Source organism: Pseudomonas sp. RIT-PI-AD, assembly GCF_025642785.1.
GTDB lineage: Bacteria > Pseudomonadota > Gammaproteobacteria > Pseudomonadales > Pseudomonadaceae > Pseudomonas_T.
In genome coordinates, this window is sequence record NZ_JANZKU010000017.1 from 76,155 (window position 1) to 95,700 (window position 19,546).

Consider the following 19,546-nt stretch of genomic DNA (forward strand, 5'->3'; position numbering starts at 1 on the left):
GGCGCGGCCGCAGCAGCGGCTCGCCGTCGCGCTCAGGCGCGGCGCAGGTCGAGCACCACCGCGGCGATACGGTCGGCGCCGGCGTAGGCGGGTTCGAGCAATTCCTCGCCGAACACGTCCGGGTCCATTTCCCGGTAATGCCAGTTCACCGGGCTGTCTGCCAGGCGCTGGCGCAGGCGGCCGAGGAAGGGGTCGCGGCCTTCCACCATGGCCACGCCGGTGTACAGCAGCAGGGCGCCGCCCGGGGCGAGGCGCTCGAGCGCCGCGTCGACGATGGCCAGGGAAAGCCCCAGCCCCAGGCCGCCACCGCCGTGTCGATAGGCGCGTTCGCCGGGGTCGAGCAGATAGGGCGGGTTGGAGACGATCAGGTCGAAGTCGCCCTCGACGTCCTTGAGCAAGTCGCTGTGCCGGGCGCTGAGCCGCTCGGCACCCGCCAGGGCGGCGTTCACCCGGGTGAGCGCGAGGGCGCGGGGATTGATGTCCAGCGCCAGCACCTCGGCCTGGGGGCATGCCCGGGCGACGCGCAGGGCGCCGGGGCCGGCGCCGCAGCCGATGTCCGCCGCGCGGCGGATCGAACCGGGGACGACGCCCTCCAGGTGCCGATCGATGGCCTGGACGAACCGGTAGGTGTCGGGGCCGAAGAACACCGCATCGGTGGCGTCGGTGGGGTAGCGGGAATGCACCAGCAGGCCGTCGTCCAGGCTCGACCAGCGTACCCGGCTGCGCCAGCCGTCGCCGTGCGCCTCGAGGGCGTCAGCAGCCTCCAGGGCGGCGAAGACCTCAGCGTCGAGCACCTCCCGGCGAAACGGTCGGCTCCAGCCGAAGACATCCGCCAAGCCACGCGCCATACGGTTTTCCGGGCGGGCGTTGACCCGCGCATGGGTCGCCGGGGTGACGGTGACGAAGCGGTAGTCGCGGGCTTGCAGCAGCCGGCCCAGGCGCAGCAGCGCCTCGTCCCTGGCCGGCAGGGCGGTTCCGGCGAGCGGCGCGGTCATTGGGTCAGTTCCCTGAACAGGCGCGTCGCCAACAGGCCCGGCGGGGTGGAATGGAGCGCGGGGGCCATGAGTTCGATGAGCCGCGCCAGGCGCTCGGGGTCGGAGCAGCCCTGCAGTTCCGCTTTCAAGGCGGTGAGTTCGCGGTCGAATTCCGACCCGGCGACGGCTTCGCCCGGAGCGGCGTTGCCCAGGGCCAGGCCCGGGCGCCGCCATTGGCGGAAATTCGTTCGGCCCTGGGGACCCTTGGGCCGGACCTGGGCGGCCAGCCAGTCGCCGGCGATCCAGTCGTGCAGGAGTTGCTGCTCGTAGGGGCTGAACACGCCGAACATCACCGCCCGGTCGCCCTGGACCAGTTGCCAGAAACGGCTCTCGGCCGGGTCTTGGTGACGGCGGATCCAGCCGCGCGTTTCCAGGGCGCCGAGGAATTCGCCGATCTGGCCGGGGCGGCTCAGCCATTCGTTCACGGTGCGCCCTTCGATGCGGCAGAAGTCCGAATGCACCATGCCGGCGGTCTCGCGCTTGCGTTCGAACATCGCCAGCAGCTCGCGCTCCAGGTCGAAGGCTTCGATCACCGCCGTCGTGCCCAGCCCCAGGTCGTTCAGGCGGTAGCCGAGGGCGACGCGTCGGTAGAACGCCTCGGCGTCGCCGATCACCGGCAGGTTGTCCAGCACCGCTTGCGCGGCCTTGTGGGCATGTCCGGTGCTGGCGTTGTCGATGGTCACGTGCAACTGGAAGTAATAGGGGTCGATGTCCAGCTCGCTCAATTCGAACGCGGTGATCAGCAGGTGCAGCGGCAGTTGCTCGTAGCCCAGGTTGTAGCCGATCACTTCCGGCAGGTAGTCCTCGGCCAGGGTGCCCAGCACCAGTTGCAGGGCGCCCTGGGTGAAATGCGCGTCAGACAGCATGGAGGTGTCTTCGCAGCCATGGCTGGCCAACAGCTTCTTGTACAGGACCACGTGGTTCTGCGCGGGATTGCCGTCGCCCAGTTCTTCGAGGTAGGTGCGCGCCAGGCCCTGGAAGCGCGCGTCGTACCAGCGCGGCAGCACCCCGTGCAGCCAGGCGCCATCGACCAGCTTGGTCGGCGCCACGGCGTGGATGAAGTACAGGGCATGGGAGCGGTTGGCGAAGTAGCGACGCGGCTGGCCCTGCTTGCGGCGGGTCAGGTACTGGTTATAGGCCGCGGTGGTGCGTTTCGCGCCGGCGATCACCCAAGCGGACAGTTCTCGGGCATCCTTGGGCAGGTCGCATGGCAGATCCTGCGCCCGCGCCAGTTGCCGCTCCAGGTAGTCGCGGCCGAGCTCGCGGTTGGCCAGCGGCTGCTCCAGCAGCGCCTGGTAGACGTCGCGATCCTGCACCGGGCTCGGGTGAGGAAGGGACATGGCGCGCGGCTGGGTCGAAATCGGGGTCAGTGTCGTCATGATGCAACCTTGGCTTGCCGGAAAGTGCGCAGCGACATGGCCAAGGAGCGGCGACGGATTCGGCGTTATCGCCGATGCCTGCCTGGGTCCCCGTGGTACTCCACTGCTACTGCGAAGCGTCTTGTGAGGCCGAAGCGTTCTGGGCGGTGCGCTTCTGGCCTGTCGAGATTGTGAGTTTGCCCGCGGAAAAAGATTCCGGTTTTAAGCCGGACGGCGTCGTGCCCCGGGAGCGGCTATCCGGAGCCGGAGCGACGGCCTCGCGCAGCGAGGCGCCAGGCTGCGCCAACGCGCGGGCAGGCGGCCCGACGCCAGGGCCTGTGGCGGGTGCGGGCGAGCTTGGCGGCTGGGGACGCAGGCAGGCGACGGGCGGCAAGCATTGACCCCACGCCAAGGGTGCCCGACGCGCAGGGTTCGCCGCGCCGCGCGCACCTGGGCGGACGCGCTCGGCGCCGTCGTCTTCGGAGGCCGGCAGCGCTAAGCTGTTTCCCGGCGTCATGGCTGCAAGCGGCCCGTCGGGACGTATGCCAACGGCCTTTTGGCGAAGCCTCCCATCCCCTCACTCCAGGCGCTCTCGATGCCCGAATCCAACACCTCGATGTTCACACTCGATCCCGCGCCGAAGGTCATCACCTTCGACTGCTATGGCACGCTCGTGCAGTGGTACGAAGTGCTGCTGCGGGAGATCGGCGCGACGCTGGCGAGGCACGACGCGCGCGGCGCCAGCGCATCGGCGATCCTCGACAGCTTCTCCGCGCAGGGCCGACGCCTGACGGCGGAGCGGCCGCACCGCCTCTACGCGGACATCCTGCGCATCGGCTTTGCCGCCGCGTTCGGCGAACACGGCCTGACCCCGAGCGCGGACGAGCTCGAAGGCATCGCCTCGTCGCCCATGAGGATGGGCCCGCACCCCGAGGTGCCGGGTGCCCTGCGGCGATTGCGCGAGCGCTACAAGCTGGCGATCTTCACCAACTCCGACGACGCTCTCATCGCGCCGACCGTGGCGCGCATCGGCGTGCCCTTCGACTACGTCATCACCGCCGAGCAGGCGCAGGCCTACAAGCCGTCGCGCCGGCTCTTCGAGTACGCCTACCGCGCGATGGGCGTGACGCCGGACGAAACCCTGCACGTGGCGATGGGCATGTACTGGGACATGAAGGCCTGTCATGAGCTGGGTCTACGCGGCATCTGGGTGAACCGGCGGGGTGAGGTCGGCAACCCGGACTGGCTGCCCTACGCGCAGGTGTCCGACCTGGACGGCGCGGCCGCCTTGCTCTTGCCCGCATGACGCGAGCCTGGCGCGGCGCCTGTGGCGCTCGGGGTCGGGAGCGGCGCCTCGCCGCCCGGCGGGTGGGGCGAAGTCCTAGAGCAGGCTCATCAGCGCCGCCTTGGCGATGGCCTGGCTCTTGTTGCGCGAGCAGAGCTTGCGGTTGATGCGCTTGATATGGAAGTTGACGGTGCTCTTGCTGATGAACACCTGGTGAGCGATTTCCTCCGCGGTCATGCCGTCGGCGCTGAGCCGGAGGATATGCAGTTCGCGGCTGGAGAGTTTTTCCCGGGGCAGCAACGGGAAGTCGCTTTTCCGCTCCCGGGCCACGATGTCCAGCAGCGTCCGGCACGCCTGGTAGGCCAGGGGCCGCAGGTCCTCGGCCAGTTGCCCGGAGAGCGGCAGGGCGCCGCGGGTCAGGGACAGGATGGCGGTGACCCCGCCCTTGAAGATGAACCAGTAGCTGAGACCCTCGTCGCTGGCGTCCCGCCAGAGCAGGGGGATGCGCCGATGCCGGGGGAGTTCTTCGCGCCAGATCAGGGTGTCCTTGCCGCCGCTGTAGTTCAGCACCGGATCGTCCTGCCAGGACCGTCCTTCGTCGTAGGCCCGGCGCGCGGCGTCGCTGAAGTTGTCCAGCACGTAGACCACCGGAAACGACACCGGCAGCGGCGAGCGCAGGGCGAAATGGAAGTGCGAGAAACCGGCCTTCTCGACGATCAGCCGCTGGACCTCGCTGGTCCTGCTGAGGTGGGGAATGACCCGGGTGAAATCGAACGTGCCGCGTTGCGACGGCTTTCCTGCCTGTTCCATAGCATCCTCCATGACGTGCGTTCCTTGAATTCCAGCATTCCGTGCAGCGCTTCCGCGGTGTCGCGACTCTGTTCCTTTTTCTACGGCGTCGGCCGGCTCGCTTCGTCGCTGCGCCCGCTGCTCTGGCGGTCGCCCGCGCGCTCCCGCGCGAGGGCCTCAGGCGCTCCGCCCCCCCAGGCGCCGTGCCGGGGGCGGGTCGACCCGCTCCGGCGCGTCCCCGACCACGGGGCAGAGCACCCCGGGATAGCGACCGGCCGCCAGGCGGTCCCGGAGGCGCTGGATCAGGCTGCGCATCGCCTGGGTGATGCCGGGGCGCGGCGGGCTGAGCAGGTGCAGCGGCGCCGGATCGGCTTCGTACGCATCGAAGAGCGTAGACAGCCGCCCGCTCTGCAGGTCCTCGTGGCAAGCGAACAGCGGCAGATGCGCCACGCCCTGGCCGCTGCGCGCGGCGGCCAGCAGGAGCGGCAGGCTGTCGCTGCTCAGGGCATTGCCCTGCAGGGTGCGCGGTCGTGCCTGGCGCAGCAGCCAGGGGCGCAGCGCCTGCGGTGGGCCGAAGCCCAGGCAATGCCGTGTCTCCAGTTCGTCCGGGTGGTGCAGGGGGCCCAGGCGGTGCAGCAGCGCCGGGCTGGCCACGCTGACGAAGCGCACCTGGGCCAGAGGGTGCGCCACCAGGCGGGCGTCGTCCCGGGGCGGCGCTTCCAGCCTCAGGGCCAGGTCCAGGTCCTGCAATCCGATCGGCGGCTCCGCGTAGGCCGTCAGCGAGAGGCGCACCTTCGGGTGGGCGGCGGCGAAACCCTGCAGCAGGTCCGGCAACAGGTCCAGCAACAGCGAAGGCACCCCCAGGCGCACCAGCCCCTGGGCTTCCTCCAGGGCTTCCAGGGCCGCGCACTCGGCGGCCTGTGCGGCTTCCAGCATGCGCAGCGCGTGGCGGTAGACCTGCTCGCCGACGGCGGTCATGGCGAAGCTGCGGGTGCTGCGTTCCAGCAGGCGCACGCCGAAGCGGCGCTCCAGTTCGATGATCCTCCGGCTGAGCAGCGAGCGGGCGAGCCCGGTGCCGCGGGCGGCGGCGGAAAACCCGCCGGCCTCGATCACCCGGGTCAGCAGGTACAGGTCGCCCAGGGTGCCCGCCTGGCTCTGCGGCGCGGCTCTGCCCTCGCTTGGCAGGCTTGGCGGGGAATCGGTGAGGAAGGGCGTGGTGCGCATGGCCGGAAGACTGCGAGTGAAGAGTGATCGCCATCCTACGGGCTTCGTCGACGGCGAAGCTTTGCCAGGGCGGACGAGGCTTTTTCCCGGGCGGCGTTTTTCTCCCTTCCGGCAAAACGATTCCCGCGTCGAAAGCCCGCCCGGCGACAGGCGGTCGAAACAGGGTCGCCTGCCGCCGAAGCAAAGCCCGCCGCCCTCGTCGCGCACCGGGGAAACCGCCGTCCAGGGGTGACCCATGGGTCATGCGCCCGCGTCTGGCCTTTTCCGCAGGGTCCGAGTCGTCCTTCGGGCGGGAAGCTGTTTCCCGGCGGGGCGCCTTGTCCGGGGTGCGGTGGATTCCTACAGTCAGCGCCCAATCGACCCCCGGTCCGCTCGCCTCATGCTGTGGCGCGGCGGGGGCCGCGATGCGGGAACGGGCGAGGGGAGCGCCCGGTTCCGCCGGAAGGCGTCAGGAAAACGCGTTCCGCATGCAGCAGGTTTTCCGTTGTTCGTTCGCCGTGTCGCGCCCAGGGGGAGGGCGGACCGGCAGCGCCTGGCCGGCGCCCCTAGCGGTGCCCGCCCGGCGAAGGCCCGGCCCGGCCGCGACTGTCGTCGCCCCGGGGCCGGCCGTTTTCGAGCCGTTCGCCGCTGGACCGGCGACGGCTTCCGTATCGGTTCGAGGTGTTCGGCCGGCGCATGCCGACCCTCGTCCACTCGCTATCACGATGACGCCGCCGCGCGAACCCTTCGCGCGCCCGGCGGATGCAGTTCGTTCGAATACGGTGTGAAGGCCCCGCCGGATCGCCGCCTCATCAATAAGGAGATGTCATGATTCACTCAATTCTGCCAAAGGCCGGCGGGTGCGGCGCGGCCGAAGCCCGTCCGGGCGAGCGGACGACGAAGACCGGGCGCAGATGGCGCCAGGGCCTGTTGTCCTTGCTGCTTTGCAGCCTGTTGCCGGCGGCCGAGGCGGCGTTCAACGCGCGTCACACCTTCAACGAACATGGCAACATCAGCATGGTCGGCAACACCCTGCTGACCTGCGACGGGACCGGCACCTGCGCCGCCGAACAGAACGGCACCACCGCCGGCGGCAACGGCAACCGCCAGATGGTCTACGTCAACGTCGATCCGGCGGCCGGTTTCAACAACTCGTCCAGCGCCACGCTGAACCTGCCGGCCGGCGCCGAAGTGCTCTCCGCCGGCCTGTACTGGGGCGGCCGCGCCGACCCGTCCAACGGCAACCGCGCCGTGCTGCACCTGCGTGCGCCGAACGCCGCGGACTACCAGGACATCGTCGCCCAGGCGGCCGACCTCTACACCTTCACCAGCCAGGGCGATGCCAACAGCCGTCCTTATTCCGCCTACGCCGACGTGACCCAGTTGGTCCGCAGCGCCGGTAGCGGCGAGTATTTCGCCGGCGGCCTCGCCGCGGTCAGCGGCAACGGCGGCGGCCTCGGCCACTTCGGCGGCTGGAGCTTGATCGTGGTCTACCGCGACGCCAACGAGCCCTATCGCCGGCTGATGGTGTTCGACGGCAAGCTCGACGCCAACGACGGCGTGGTCAGCGGCAGCACCTCCGCCAGCATCGACGTCACCGGCCTGCGCACGCCGGCCAGCGCCAGCTTCACCACCTACATGGGGGCCCTGGTCTGGGAAGGCGACCAGAACATCAGCGGCGACGCCTTCAGCTTGAACGGCCAGGTCCTGAGCGACTCGCAGAACCCTTCCAGCAACTTCTGGAACAGCAGCATCTCCCGCCTGGGCGCGCGCCTCGACGCGAAAACGCCCGATTTCGTCAACCAGATGGCCATCGATATCGACTACATCGACGCCTCGGGCATCCTGGCGAACAACGCGAGTACCGCCACCCTGGGCTTCTCCACCTCGGGCGACGCCTACTTCCCCCACGCGCTGACCTTCGCCACCGAGCTGTTCGAACCCAACCTGGTGACCTCGCTGACCAAGACCTACAGCAACCAGAGCGGCGGCAGCCAGATCACTTTCGGCGACGTCATCGTCTATGAAATCGCCTTCAGCAACACCGGAACCGACGGCGCCACCGGCGTAGCGGTGAACGACGTGCTGCCCGTCGGCACCACCTTCGTCCCGGGCTCCCTGGAAGTGCTGGCCAACGTCGCCGGCGCGCCCACCGGCGCCCAGTCGGACAGCGCCGGCAACGACCTGGCCGAGTACGACAGCGCCAGCCGCGCCGTGGCCTTCCGCCTCGGCAGCGGCGCCACCGCCACCAATGGCGGGCTGATGCTGCCCGGCGACAATGCCCGGGTGCGGTTCCAGGTCCGGGTGACCGATCCGCAGCTGGCCAACCAGAGCATCGGCAACACCGCTTCGGTGAGCTACTCCGAGCAGACCAACCCCGGCCCCGATCCCCGTGGCGGCACCGCCACCGCGGTCACGTCCCCGGTGGTCTCGGTGATCGACGCGCTGGACGATCCTTACACCACCCCGGTGATCAGCAGCGCCGGCAACGCCAACCTGGGCAGCGTGTTCGGCAACGACCTGCTCAACGGCGTGGCGCCGAACAACGGCCTGGTCGAGACCACCCTGGTCGGCACCTTGCCCGCCGGCATCGGCTTCGATCCCGTCAGCGGCGTGGTCAGCGTGGCACCGGGCACCGATCCGGGCGCCTACGGCTTCGTCTACCGCATCTGCGAACGGGCCAACCCCACCCACTGCGACGACGCCAACGTCAGCCTGACCGTGCAGGCCGCGCAGATCGTCGCCAACGACGACAGCAACCCGACACCGGTGATCAGCGGCCAGGGCTCGCCGAACGTGGTCAACCTGTATGGCAACGACAGCCTCAACGGCGGCGGGGTGAACACCTCCACCGTGACCTTGAGCGTGACGCCGCCGGCCGGCATCAGCGTCGACCCGGCCACCGGGGTGGTCAGCGTGGCGCCCGGCACGCCGCCCGGCAGCTATAGCTTCCCCTACACCCTCTGCGAAGTGGGCGATCCGGATAACTGCGACAGCGCCACCGTCAGCTTCACCGTGGAAGCCGCGGTCATCGCCGCCGGCAACGACAGCTACGGCCCGGTGACCAGCGAAACCACGCGCAACCTCGGCAACCTGTTCGGCAACGACAGCCTGAACGGCGGCCCGGCCACTCCGGCCACGGTCACCCTGACCGCCACCCCGCCCGCGGGCATCACCCTGAACGCCGCCACCGGCGAGCTGGGTGTGGCCGAAGGAACCGCGCCGGGCACCTACAGCTTCGACTACCGGATCTGCGAAACCAGCGATCCGGACAACTGCACCACCGCGACCGTCAACGTCGAAGTCCGCGACACCCGCGCCGACCTCAGCCTGAACAAGAGCAGCGGCACCACCGCGCTGTTGCCGGGCGACGACGTCAGCTACAGCATCCAGGTCAGCAACGCCGGCCCGGAAGCCGCACGCAACGCCTGGGTCAGCGACCCGCTGCCCAGTGGCCTGACCTACGTGTCGGCCTCGCCCGCCTGCAGCTACGTCATCGCCAGCCGTACCGTTCGCTGCGCGGTGAGCGACCTGGCCAGCGGCGCCAGCGAGTCCTTCACCATCACCACCCGGCTGAACCAGGGCTTCGCCACCTCGTCGCTGGTCAACATCGCCAACGTGAGCTCGGACAACGATCCGACCCCGGGCAACAACAGCGGCAGCGCGGAAACGCCGGTGATCGTCGATCCGGTGGGCGCACCGACCCTCTCGGAATGGGCGCTGATCCTGCTCTCCGGGCTGATGGCGCTGGGTGTGCTCGGCATGTCCGGGCGCAACCGCCGGCTGCTGGGGTAATCACGGATGAAGCGCTTCTTCATCGGTTTCGGCCTGCTCCAGCTGCTGTTGTTCACGCTGGAGCTCACCGCGCCGGTACAGCGCTGGTTCGTCGTGCCCTTCACCGAGGGGCTGGCATTCGCCAGCACCTCGCTGGCGCGGCTGGTGGATCATGGCGTGGTATCCCGCGGTATTCATCTCTACGACGTGGCCTCGGGATTCGGCATGTCGATCGAGGCGGGCTGCAACGGGGTCGAGGCGTCGATCATCCTGCTTTCGGCGATCCTGGCCTTCCCCGCCCCGTGGCGGAAGAAGGCCTGGGGCCTGCTGGTCGGGCTGGGCTCGCTGCACCTGTTGAACCTGTTGCGGATCCTCAGCCTGTTCTACCTGGGCCAATGGAGCCTGCGCGCCTTCGAGTGGGCGCACCTGTACATCTGGCAAGTGCTGATCCTGCTGGATGTGTTCGTGGTGTTCCTGTTCTGGTTGCGTTACCTGGGACGCGCGGCCCGCCCCCTGGAGGAGGCCGTGCATGGCTGATTCCCTGGGCGTCGCGTTGCGCCGGGTGCTGGCCTGGCTACCGTTGACCTTCCTGGCCTGGTACCTGCTCGCCGGGCCCATCGCCAGCCTGGTCGCGACATTCCTGCAACCCGTGCTGCGCGCACTGAGCGACGGGCTGATCTTCCGGCTCGAAAGCGAAGGCGCGCTGATCCACGCCATGATCCGTCTCGGCGGCGGGCAGTACGGCAGTCTGACCGTGCCGCCTGGACGCTTGGCGGAACTGATCCTGGAGGGCCGGCCGATGATCCACGGCTACGGCATTCCCTTGTTCTTCGCCTTGCTGCTGGGCTTGCCGCGGGTTCCCGGCAAACGCCTGGCGACCCTCGCCGCGGTGTCCGGCCTGCTGGCGCTGGTGGCCTTCGGCGTTGCCATGGGCATCGGCAAATCCCTGCTTTTCGACCTGGACCCGGCGGTTTCCGCCCGGCTGGGCCTGCACCAGATGCAGATCGACCTGATCGCGCTGGGCTATCAGTTCGGCGCCCTGATCCTGCCGGCGGTCGTCCCCCTCGCGCTGTGGGCCGGCCTGCACGGCCAGGCGTTGCTGGCGATGACGCGCACAGGGGCTGCGGTCGATGGTATCGTCCGTGTTTCCTGAAACCGATCCGAACAGCGGGATGGAGCCGATGCCGCTCGCCGATGCGCCCTTGATCCTGATCATCGACGACACCCCGGAAGAGCTCCGGGCGTTGTGTACCCTGCTGCGCGCCCACGGGTTCCGCCTGTCCCTCGCCAGCGAGGCGCACCAGGGCTACCAGCGCGCCCTTGCCTTGCAGCCGGCGCTGATCCTGCTCGACGTGCACATGCCGCAGATGAACGGCTTCACCCTGTGTCGGCTGCTGCGCGAGGCGCCGGCCACGCAACGGGTGCCGATCATCTTCCTGACCTCCGCCAGCTCGGTGGACGAGCGCCTGGAAGGCCTGTCCCTGGGCGGCGTCGACTACGTCCTGAAACCTTGCGTGCCGGAAGAAGTGCTGGCGCGCATCCGCATCCACCTGCAACTGATCTGGCGCGACTCGCCCGCCAGCGCGGTGTCGGCCCCGGTGGAGCGCCTGGACACCGACCAGGTGATCCTGCGCGCGGCGATCCGCTTCATCGACCAGCGCCTCGGCGAGCTGCCGGGCCTCGGCGAGATCGCCCGGGAAGTCGGCACCCACGACAAACGGCTGTCGTCGATCTTCCGCGAGCACCTGGGCATGACGGTATTCGCCTATATCCGCGAGGCGCGTCTGCGCCGTGGCCAGGCCCTGCTGCTCGACAGCGACATGAGCATCCAGGACATCGCCGACCTGGTGGGTTTCCGCAGTGCCTGCAACTTCACCACGGCGTTCCGCGAGCGCCTGGGCCTGACCCCCAGCCAGTTCCGCCAGCAGGCCGGCGGCAGTCAAAGCCTGGTACACGCTCACCCATGAAGGGTTTCCTGCGGATCGCGACAGTGCTCATTGGCCTGTTCGCGTTCGCGGCGGCCCATGCCGCGGCGCTCACCTGCAAGACCGCGCATGCCGAACTCGGCCCGCACCTGCAGCTCTTCGAGGATGCCGGCGGCCGCTTGGACGTGGACGAGGTCGCCGCGCTGCCCGCCGCGCGCTTCGCCCCCGGCGCGGCTCGGCTGGACTGGGACATGTCGCGGTCGGCGTTCTGGATGCGCTTCGAGCTGGACAACCCCCTGGCGCGGCCCTGCATGCGCTGGCTGAGCATCGGCCAGCCGCGCCTGGAGGACATCCGCGTGCACATTCGCCGCGGCGCGACCTGGCAGGTGCAGCGCGCCGGCAGCGCGTATCCGCTGGAAGACTGGGTATCGGTCGAGCGGCAGCCGTTGTTCCCGCTGGCGCTGGAGCCCGGCGAGCGGGTAGAGGTGCTGGTGCGGGTGAGCAGCCACACCTTGCTGATCCTCTACCCGCAGCTCTGGTCGCAGGCCGGCCTGCTGCGCGAGCGGCAGCGGGTCAACCTGGTCGAAGGCATTTCCCTGGGCATCGTGCTGCTGGTGGTGCCGTTCAGCCTGATCGTCGGCTGGATCATGCGCTCGCGTCTGCTGGCCATGCATGCCGGCGCGGTGCTCAGCTACATCGCGATGACCTGCGCGCTCAACGGCTACCTGATCTACTGGCCGGGCGCCGTGCCCTGGACGCGGGAGATCACCGCGCTGCTCAGTGTCGTGTCCTTCTTCTTTTTCTGCGGCTATGCGCGCGTGCTGTACCGGGTCCGCCTGCTGCCACGGCAATGGGGCTGGCTGTACGGCCTGCTCCCGGCGGTCTTCGGCGCGTTCAACCTGTGGGCCCTGTGGGGCGATCACGTGCAGGGCCGGCATCTCGCCTTGCTGATGCTGGGTGCCTGTATCTACCTGGTGTTGCCGCTCACCCTGTGGGCCGCCTGGCGGCGCCGGCTGGCGCTGACCTGGATGGCTTGGGCGGTGGTCGGGTTGTTCCTGGCGCAGTTCCTGGCGCGCTATGCGTTGCAGGCCGAACAGGTGCCGCTGCAGGCCCGTCAGGAACGCTACAGCCTGCTGTCGACCTTGCCCGGCGTGCTGCTGCTGGTCTGCACCCTGGTGATGGAGTTCAGCCGCGCCCGGACCCGGGAAAAACGTGCCCTGGACGATCTGGACCGGCAGCGGCAGGCGGAACAGGAGCGCCTGGAAAAGACCGTCGCGCTGCGCACCGAACAGTTGCGCGAATCCCTGCGCGCGCGCAGTTCGCTGATGGCGCGGATCAGCCACGACCTGCGCTCGCCGTTGGTGAGCATCATCGACTACGCCCGGCTGTTGCAGGCGGTCCCGGACCGCGAGTACCCGCGCAAGATCGAACGTAACGCCCGCCAGCAACTGGAGTTGATCGACGAACTGCTGGAGTTTTCCCGCAGCGAGCTGGAGCAACTGGAGCTGATCCTCGCGCCCGGCTACCTGTACGGCTTCCTGCGGGAGCTCACCGAGGAGGGCGCCTTCCTCGCCGCGCGCCAGGGCAACCGGTTCGAGAGCCGCTTCGCCGAGGATTTGCCGGCCCTGGTGCGGGCCGACTTCCGCCGCCTGCGCCAGGTGCTGGTCAACCTGCTGACCAACGCCGCCAAGTTCACCCACGAGGGTTGCATCACCTTCGTGGTGGGTGCGCGCCAGGGTCCACTGGAGAAAACCGTGGAATTGAGGTTCGACGTGCTCGACACCGGTATCGGTATCGATCCCGGCGAACGCGAACTGCTGCTCCAGCCGTTCCGTCGCGGGCACAACGCCGGTCGTCGCGACGGCAGTGGGCTGGGCCTGTCCATCGTGACCCAATTGCTGCAACACATGGGCAGCCGGCTGGACGTGGACGCGCGGGAAGAGGGCGGCAGCCGCTTCGGCTTCAGCCTGATCCTGGAATGCGCAGCGGAACACGACATGGATTTCGACCTGGTGGAAAGCCACCCGGCGCGAGTGGACGGCGCCGGCCTGGGCATCCTGCTGGTGGATGACGTGGAACAGAATCTCGATTGGCTGGGCGACCTGCTGACCGGCTATGGCTTCGATGTGGAGCGCGCCGCCGATGGCCAGGCGGCGCTGGCGCGGCTGGAGGCGGCGCGGGTCGACCTGGTGGTCACCGACCAGATGATGGCCGGCATGGACGGTTGGCAACTGCTGCAACGGGTGCGCGCGGAATGGCCGGGCCTGCCGGTGGTGCTCTATTCCGCCGCGCCGCCGCGCCGGCCGGCGGGCGTGCCCGCCTCGCTGGACTTCGACGCGGTGCTGCTCAAGCCGGCCAGCAGCGGCGATCTGCTCGCCTGCATCGCGCAGACCCTGCACGGCGTTTCGGCGAAGGCCGCGCGCGCGCTCGAGGCGCGTTGATGCGGCGCATCCTCTGGCTCGCCTTGTTCGGCGGCGTGATGCCCGTGCCCGGTTTCGCGGGCGAGGGCGCCGGTGCGGTCGCCGAACCCCTGTTGCTGGAAACCTCGACCATCACTGCCCGGCGCCGCGAGGAAAACGCCCAGGCGGTGCCCCTCTCGGTGGGCGTGCTGGACGGCGACAGCCTCGACGACGCCGGCCTGCACCGTCTGCGGGATATCCAGCGACGGGTTCCCGGCCTGGTGGTGTCCGGGCACAACCCGCGCTATGCCGGCTTCGGCCTGCGCGGGTTCGGCGCCACGCCGTTCAACGACGGGCTCGACGGCAGCGTCGGGGTGTTCGTCGACGGCGTCTACCAGGGGCGCCCGGGCATGGCCTTCGCCGACATGCTCGACGTCGAGCGCATCGAAGTCCTGCGCGGTCCGCAGGGCACCCTGTTCGGGCGCAACACCAGCGCCGGCGCGCTGAACGTCCTGACCCGTCAGCCCACCCCCTATGTCGAATCCAGCGGCCAGCTGGACCTGGGCCAGGACGACCTGCGCGAGTACCGCGGAAGCCTTTCCGGCCCGCTACTCGACGAGGTCCTGGCGGCGCGCCTGAGCGGTTTCCGGCGCACCCGCGACGGCCTGGTGGACAACCTGAATGGCGGGCTGCGGCTCAACGACCTCGACGGCGAGGGCCTGCGCGGCCAACTGTTGTGGACGCCGGACGAGCGCTTCAGCGCCCGGCTGATCGGCGAGCGGGGCGACGAGCGCCAGCACGGCACGGCCCTGCAGCCCAGCTACTACAACACCCAGACCCGCCAGCGCGCCGAGTTCGCCGGTTACCGGCTGCTGCCCACCGATCCCTACCGCCGCGAGGTGAAGCTGGACACCCTGGCGAGCAACCGGGTCCGCCAGGACGGCGTTTCGCTTGAACTGAACTGGGACCTGGCGGACGACCTGCGCTTCACCAGCCTCACCGCAAACCGCGACTGGCGCTACCGGGACAATCGCGATGGCGACGGCACGGCATTGTCGGTGGTGCCCTTGGCCGCCACGGACCTGGAGCATCGCCAGTTCAGCCAGGAATTCCGCCTTGCCGGCAGCCTGGACGCGCGAACCGACTACGTGGTCGGGCTGTACTACCTGCGCCAGCGTCTGGATCGCGACCTGCAAGTGCACTTCGGCGACGACGCCGCGGCCTGGTTCCTCGGCGATATCGATATCGTGCGGCAGCTCGGCATCGGTCCGGCGCACATTCCGCAGAACCTGCTGAGTGGCGCCACGCAGCTGTTCGACGGCACCCAGCGCGGCGACAGCCGGGCGGCCTTCGGCCAGGTGACCTGGCGCCCGCTGGAACGGCTGGAGCTGAACGCCGGCCTGCGCTACACCCGCGAGCGCAAGCGCGGTTTCATTTCCCGCCGCGCGGTGGACGTCAGCCGCCTGGGTAGCGACTGGCTGTCGCAACTCGCCGGCCCGCCACTGCGCGAACTGGCCCTGGGCAACGACTACTATCGCCACGACAGCATCGAGGAGGGCAACCTCTCCGGCCTGCTGGGCATGAGCTACCGCTTCCGCGACGATGTGCTCGGCTACGTCAATTGGTCGCGCGGCTACAAGGCCGGCGGCATCAACTTCGACGTGGTCGGCTCGCGGGCGGCGCCCACCTTCGGCGACGAGCGCGCCACCTCCCTCGAGGTCGGGCTGAAGACCCGCTTCTGGCAGGACCGCGCCCGCCTCGACCTGGCGCTCTACCAGACCGACGTGGACGATTACCAGGCACTGACCACCAGCCCGTCGGAGCAGCCCTACCTGCCGCCGTTGCGCGACAACCTGATCAACGTCGGCCGGGTGCGCATGCGCGGCATCGAGCTGGACAGCGCCTGGCGCTTGCATCCGCGCCTGGACGGGCGGTTCGGCCTGGCCTGGAGCGATGCGCGCTACCGCCGCTTCGCCGATGGGCCCTGTGCCCAGGGATCGGCGCAGGTGAACTGCGACCTGGCCGGCCAGCGGCTGTACAACGCGCCGGAGTGGAGCGCCAGCGCCGGGCTCGACTACCGGCATCCGCTGACGGCGGGCCTGGAGGCCTTCGGTGGCCTCGACTACAGCTTCCGCAGCGGTTACTACGGCACCCTGGAGGGCGGTCCCGGCAGCTACCAGCCGGCCTACGGCCTGACCGACCTGCGCCTGGGCGTGCGCCGGGTGGATCGCCGCTGGGAGGTGGAAGCCTGGGCACGCAACCTGTTCGACCGGCATTACCTGGATGCCGTCTACGCCACCCTGGGCAATGGCGACTACGCGGTGTTGCCCGGCGACCCGCGCAGCCTCGGCCTGAGCCTGCGCGCCCGATACTGAGGCCTGGAGCCGTGGCGGGCCGGTTTCCCGGCTGAACCTTTGCCGGCGCTTCCTTTCCCAATCCTGCGGCGCCCGCCCGAGCGGGCCGTCGAATCGTTCCAGCGCCCGTATGGAAAGGCGTCCGCGCCGCGCCTGAGCGGAGCTCGCCCGGACCCTATGCGCGTACCGACCCCCACAAGGATCAGGAGGTTAGGATGAACCCATCCGTCATCGCCCATCTGCTCGGCTGGAGTCTCGCCGCGGGTTCGGGCATTCCGTCGCTGTCCGCGTTCGCCGCGGACCAGGCCCAGCCCCACGCGTCGCCCCAGGGCGAGGAAAAGACCGCGAAGGTGAAGGTCCTCGAGGGCGGCGCCACGCTGCTCCAGGGCCATGCGCCGGTCCGCGGCTTCGACGTCTATATGGTCGGGTTCCACCCGATGAAGGACGATCCTGGCCTGCAGATGGAGGCCCACCATTACTGCAATCAGGTCAACGAAGATTTCGCCCAATGCGTGCTATTCGACGGCAATACCGCGGCGGCCAACCTGAACGGGGTGGAGTACATCCTGTCCGAGCGACTCTTCCAGACCCTGCCCGCCGAGGAGCGCCCGTACTGGCATCCGCACAACGGTGAAATCCTCTCCGGCCAGTTGATGGCGCCGGGGATACCGGAGACCGCGGAAAAGGCGCTGATGAAGACCAAGCTGAACAGCTACGGCAAGACCTGGCACTTCTGGCACACCGGCTATGCCGGGCATGCCGCCGACACGCTGCCGCTGGGCGAGCCGAGGCTGGCCTGGTCGATCAATCGCGACGGCGAAGTCTTGCCGGCGCTGGTGGCGGAGCGGGACCGGCGCACCGATCGCGACACCGCCAAGACCCGCGAACACCGCGCCGACCTCGCGCCGCTGGCCCATCCGCAGTCCGGGGTCGACGCCCTGAAAGGGCGTTTCGGCCGGGAAACCCGCGACATTCCCCGGGTGGTGGACGAAAAAGCCGCGGCGCCGACGCCCGCCCCGCGGCCCTGAGCCGCCGCGCGCGAAACTAGCGCCTTGCGTGCGATTGTCTATGCTCCCCGCGCGCGGGCGGACCGGCAGGTCCGCCACGACGGCCCACCCCAGGCAAGGATCGGCCGAGCACCCCGCGTTTCAGGCGCGGGGTGCGGTGAGCAGGGAAGGCGGCAGTACGGCATTTCCACCAGGCGGCACCGCTGGCGGAGCCCTTCCAGGCCTGGAAAAGGAATTTCTAAAAAAAGGTCATGAAGGCTATGCATCAGAAATCGCTTCATTCGCTGTTGTTCGCGTTTTGCCTCGCGTTGTTCTTCTGCGGTTCCAGCCAGGCCAGCGGCCAGGCGCCGTCGAAGGATATCCTCGCCTACCTGAGGTCGCTGCCGGGAATGGAGGCGGAAGAGCTGGACAACGCCCCCAGCGGCTACCGCTACCTGTTGCTGCGTTACGAGCAACCCATCGACCACGCCCACCCGGCCCGAGGTACCTTCAAGCAACGCATGGTGCTGCTGCACCGTTCCGCCGACGCACCCATGGTGCTGGCCACCAACGGCTACGACATTCCGGTGAGCAGCTCCCGCTACGCCATCACCCGGGTGCTCGACGCCAGCCAGTTGAAGGTCGAGCACCGTTATTTCGCCGAGTCCGCGCCCAGTCCGCTGGATTGGCGTTACCTCACCCTGGAGCAGGCCGCCGCCGACCATCACCGCATCGTCCAGGCGATCCGGCCGTTCTACAGCGGCAAATGGGTGTCCACCGGCGCCAGCAAGGGCGGCATGACCGCGATGTACCACCGGCGCTTCTACCCGAACGACGTGGACGGCACCCTGGCCAACGTGGCGCCGCAGAGCTTCGCCCGCCTGGACCCGCGCTACGCGGTGTTCCAGGAACAGGTGGGGAGCCTGGCCTGCCGCAACGACCTCAAGCGCTACCAGCGCGAAGTGCTCACCCGGCGCGAGACCATGAAGGCCTACATCCAGCGCTACGCGGCCGACAAGGGGCTGGTCTACAGCCTGCCGGGCGGGCTCGACCGGGTACTCGACCTCACCGTCGGCGAGCTGTATTTCCAGTTCTTCCAGTATGGGTCGTTGGATAACTGCGCGAAGATTCCGGCGAACAGCGCCAGCGACCAGGACCTGTTCGACTTCCTGGTGGCCTGGGGTCCGCTGTCCTCGACGGACGATAGCGAACTGGCGCGCTACGAGCCCTACTACTACCAAGCCATCACCCAGTTCGGTTATCCGCGCCTGCTGACCCAGCACCTGCGCGATCTGCTCAAGTACGACCCGAACGACTACAGCGCCTATGTCAGCCAATGGCCGCGACAGCCTTTCAGCCCGGCGCGCATGTGGGACATCGCCGGTTTCGTCGCGCTGAAAGCACGCAACGTCATGATGATCTACGGCGACATCGATCCCTGGACCGCCGCCGCCTTCCTCATGCCGAATTCCACCCTGCGCGGCACCCGCACCTTCCTGGTGGCGGGCGGTAACCATGGCTCCGACCTGCCGGCGCTGAACGCCCAGGACAAGCAGAAAGCCTATGCCTTGCTGGAAAGCTGGACCGGCGTGAAGCCCAGCGACCCGCCGCTGGTGCTCAAGCGCGAAGCGGCGGACGAACCCTCCGAAGAGTTCCTGCTGCGCAGGCCGCTGTAACCTCGATACGCCCGGGACCGAGGGGTCCCGGGTGTAAACCGCAACCGAGGCCGTTGCCGGGTGGGCAACGGCCTTGCGTATTCGCCATCGGACCGGCCGGGTCTCAGCCGGCTACCGGCAGAGCCGCCCGCGGCGCCATGGCATGCGAACCCTGGCAGACAGGGGGCGGACGCGGCGGGATCAGCGCTTGGCGGTGAGTTCCGGGTCGGCGGAGCGCCGCATGAAAGCCTGGGTCACTTCCGGCAGGTGTTCCAGCAACCAGGCCGCCATGGCTTTTTCCTGTGCGAGGATCTGTTCGCAGGCGGCCTGGGTCTCGGTGTCGCCCAGTTCGGCGGCCGCGGCGATCAGCACCGTATAGGTGGCGATCTCCACGTTCTCGAAGGCATACCCTGCCATGGCGCCCTTGACCACCTCATCGCTCATGACCATGCCGCCGACCGCCTGGCCGAAGGCCATCAGCTTGCCGGTGAGGTCCTTGAAGGTGGAGGCGCTGCCGCCGAGGCGGGTGATGCAGCGGTCGAGCAGCTGCTGCTGGGACTGGGTTTCCTCGATGTGCTGTTCGATGCGCCAGCGCAGTGCGGGGTAGTGCTCCAGGCGGCCGGCCTGGGCCTTGAGCATGTGCTCGGCCTGTTGCTCCATGGCGTGGGCGTCGCGCAGCCAGTCCAGCAGGTTGTCTTTCATGGACGTGCTCATGGGTTTCTCCTCAACGGATTCGCTGAAGCCGATCCCGGCCGGGATCGGCGGCGTTGTCCTTTTTCGGAGT

Annotated in this window: 14 protein-coding genes; 9 read left to right on the forward strand and 5 right to left on the reverse strand. The window is 69.0% G+C overall.

Translation table 11 applies throughout. The annotated features are described in order from the left end of the window. Positions 1-32: 32 nt before the first annotated feature. Together OGL92_RS15360 and OGL92_RS15365 are read right to left on the reverse strand one after the other, a co-directional pair. Entirely contained in the window at positions 33-995 is a 963-nt protein-coding gene (locus OGL92_RS15360; protein WP_263144977.1) for a class I SAM-dependent methyltransferase, read from the reverse strand. Further along, the gene (locus OGL92_RS15365; protein ID WP_263144979.1) at positions 992-2,413 is read right to left on the reverse strand and encodes an iron-containing redox enzyme family protein; all 1,422 of its coding nucleotides are present in this window, start codon (positions 2,411-2,413) and stop codon (positions 992-994) included. Before OGL92_RS15365 ends, OGL92_RS15360 begins: the two co-directional genes overlap by 4 nt. 574 nt (positions 2,414-2,987) lie before the next feature. Here OGL92_RS15365 and OGL92_RS15370 point away from each other — a divergent pair. Continuing rightward, positions 2,988-3,698: a haloacid dehalogenase type II gene (locus OGL92_RS15370; protein ID WP_263144981.1), complete on the forward strand. Its 711-nt coding sequence runs from the start codon at positions 2,988-2,990 to the stop codon at positions 3,696-3,698. 75 nt (positions 3,699-3,773) lie between these two features. Here the strand turns inward: OGL92_RS15370 and OGL92_RS15375 are convergent, their stop codons facing one another. Both OGL92_RS15375 and OGL92_RS15380 read right to left on the reverse strand, forming a co-directional pair. Continuing rightward, a complete protein-coding gene (locus OGL92_RS15375) occupies positions 3,774-4,487 on the reverse strand; it encodes a LuxR C-terminal-related transcriptional regulator (protein ID WP_263144983.1) in 714 nt (237 codons plus the stop codon). A 156-nt stretch (positions 4,488-4,643) separates the two neighbouring features. After that, positions 4,644-5,690, reverse strand: a complete 1,047-nt coding sequence (locus OGL92_RS15380; RefSeq protein ID WP_263144986.1) for a LysR substrate-binding domain-containing protein — start codon at positions 5,688-5,690, stop codon at positions 4,644-4,646. An 807-nt stretch (positions 5,691-6,497) separates the two neighbouring features. On the opposite strand from OGL92_RS15380, the gene OGL92_RS15385 reads away from it, so the two are divergent. The 8 genes from OGL92_RS15385 (at position 6,498) to OGL92_RS15420 (ending at position 18,783) form a co-directional block, all read left to right on the forward strand. Then, positions 6,498-9,464, forward strand: a complete 2,967-nt coding sequence (locus OGL92_RS15385; protein ID WP_263144989.1) for an IPTL-CTERM sorting domain-containing protein — start codon at positions 6,498-6,500, stop codon at positions 9,462-9,464. 6 nt (positions 9,465-9,470) lie between these two features. After that, positions 9,471-9,980, forward strand: coding sequence for an exosortase H (gene xrtH, locus OGL92_RS15390; RefSeq protein ID WP_263144991.1), 510 nt, complete (start codon positions 9,471-9,473; stop codon positions 9,978-9,980). Then, the gene (locus OGL92_RS15395) at positions 9,973-10,596 is read left to right on the forward strand and encodes an exosortase H-associated membrane protein (protein ID WP_263144994.1); all 624 of its coding nucleotides are present in this window, start codon (positions 9,973-9,975) and stop codon (positions 10,594-10,596) included. Before xrtH ends, OGL92_RS15395 begins: the two co-directional genes overlap by 8 nt. Positions 10,597-10,624: 28 nt before the next feature. Then, complete coding sequence (locus OGL92_RS15400) at positions 10,625-11,410, forward strand: helix-turn-helix domain-containing protein (protein ID WP_263145044.1); 786 nt, start codon at positions 10,625-10,627, stop codon at positions 11,408-11,410. 23 nt (positions 11,411-11,433) lie between these two features. Beyond that, the gene (locus OGL92_RS15405) at positions 11,434-13,809 is read left to right on the forward strand and encodes a hybrid sensor histidine kinase/response regulator (RefSeq protein ID WP_263144995.1); all 2,376 of its coding nucleotides are present in this window, start codon (positions 11,434-11,436) and stop codon (positions 13,807-13,809) included. Further along, complete coding sequence (locus OGL92_RS15410) at positions 13,809-16,142, forward strand: TonB-dependent receptor (RefSeq protein WP_263144997.1); 2,334 nt, start codon at positions 13,809-13,811, stop codon at positions 16,140-16,142. Before OGL92_RS15405 ends, OGL92_RS15410 begins: the two co-directional genes overlap by 1 nt. A gap of 194 nt (positions 16,143-16,336) precedes the next feature. Next, entirely contained in the window at positions 16,337-17,149 is an 813-nt protein-coding gene (locus OGL92_RS15415) for an OBAP family protein (protein ID WP_263144999.1), read from the forward strand. Between the two features lie 239 nt (positions 17,150-17,388). Then, positions 17,389-18,783, forward strand: a complete 1,395-nt coding sequence (locus OGL92_RS15420; RefSeq protein ID WP_263145002.1) for a S28 family serine protease — start codon at positions 17,389-17,391, stop codon at positions 18,781-18,783. Between the two features lie 180 nt (positions 18,784-18,963). On the opposite strand, the gene OGL92_RS15425 is transcribed toward OGL92_RS15420, so the two are convergent. After that, positions 18,964-19,476: a ferritin-like domain-containing protein gene (locus OGL92_RS15425; protein ID WP_263145005.1), complete on the reverse strand. Its 513-nt coding sequence runs from the start codon at positions 19,474-19,476 to the stop codon at positions 18,964-18,966. Between the last annotated feature and the right edge of the window lie 70 nt (positions 19,477-19,546).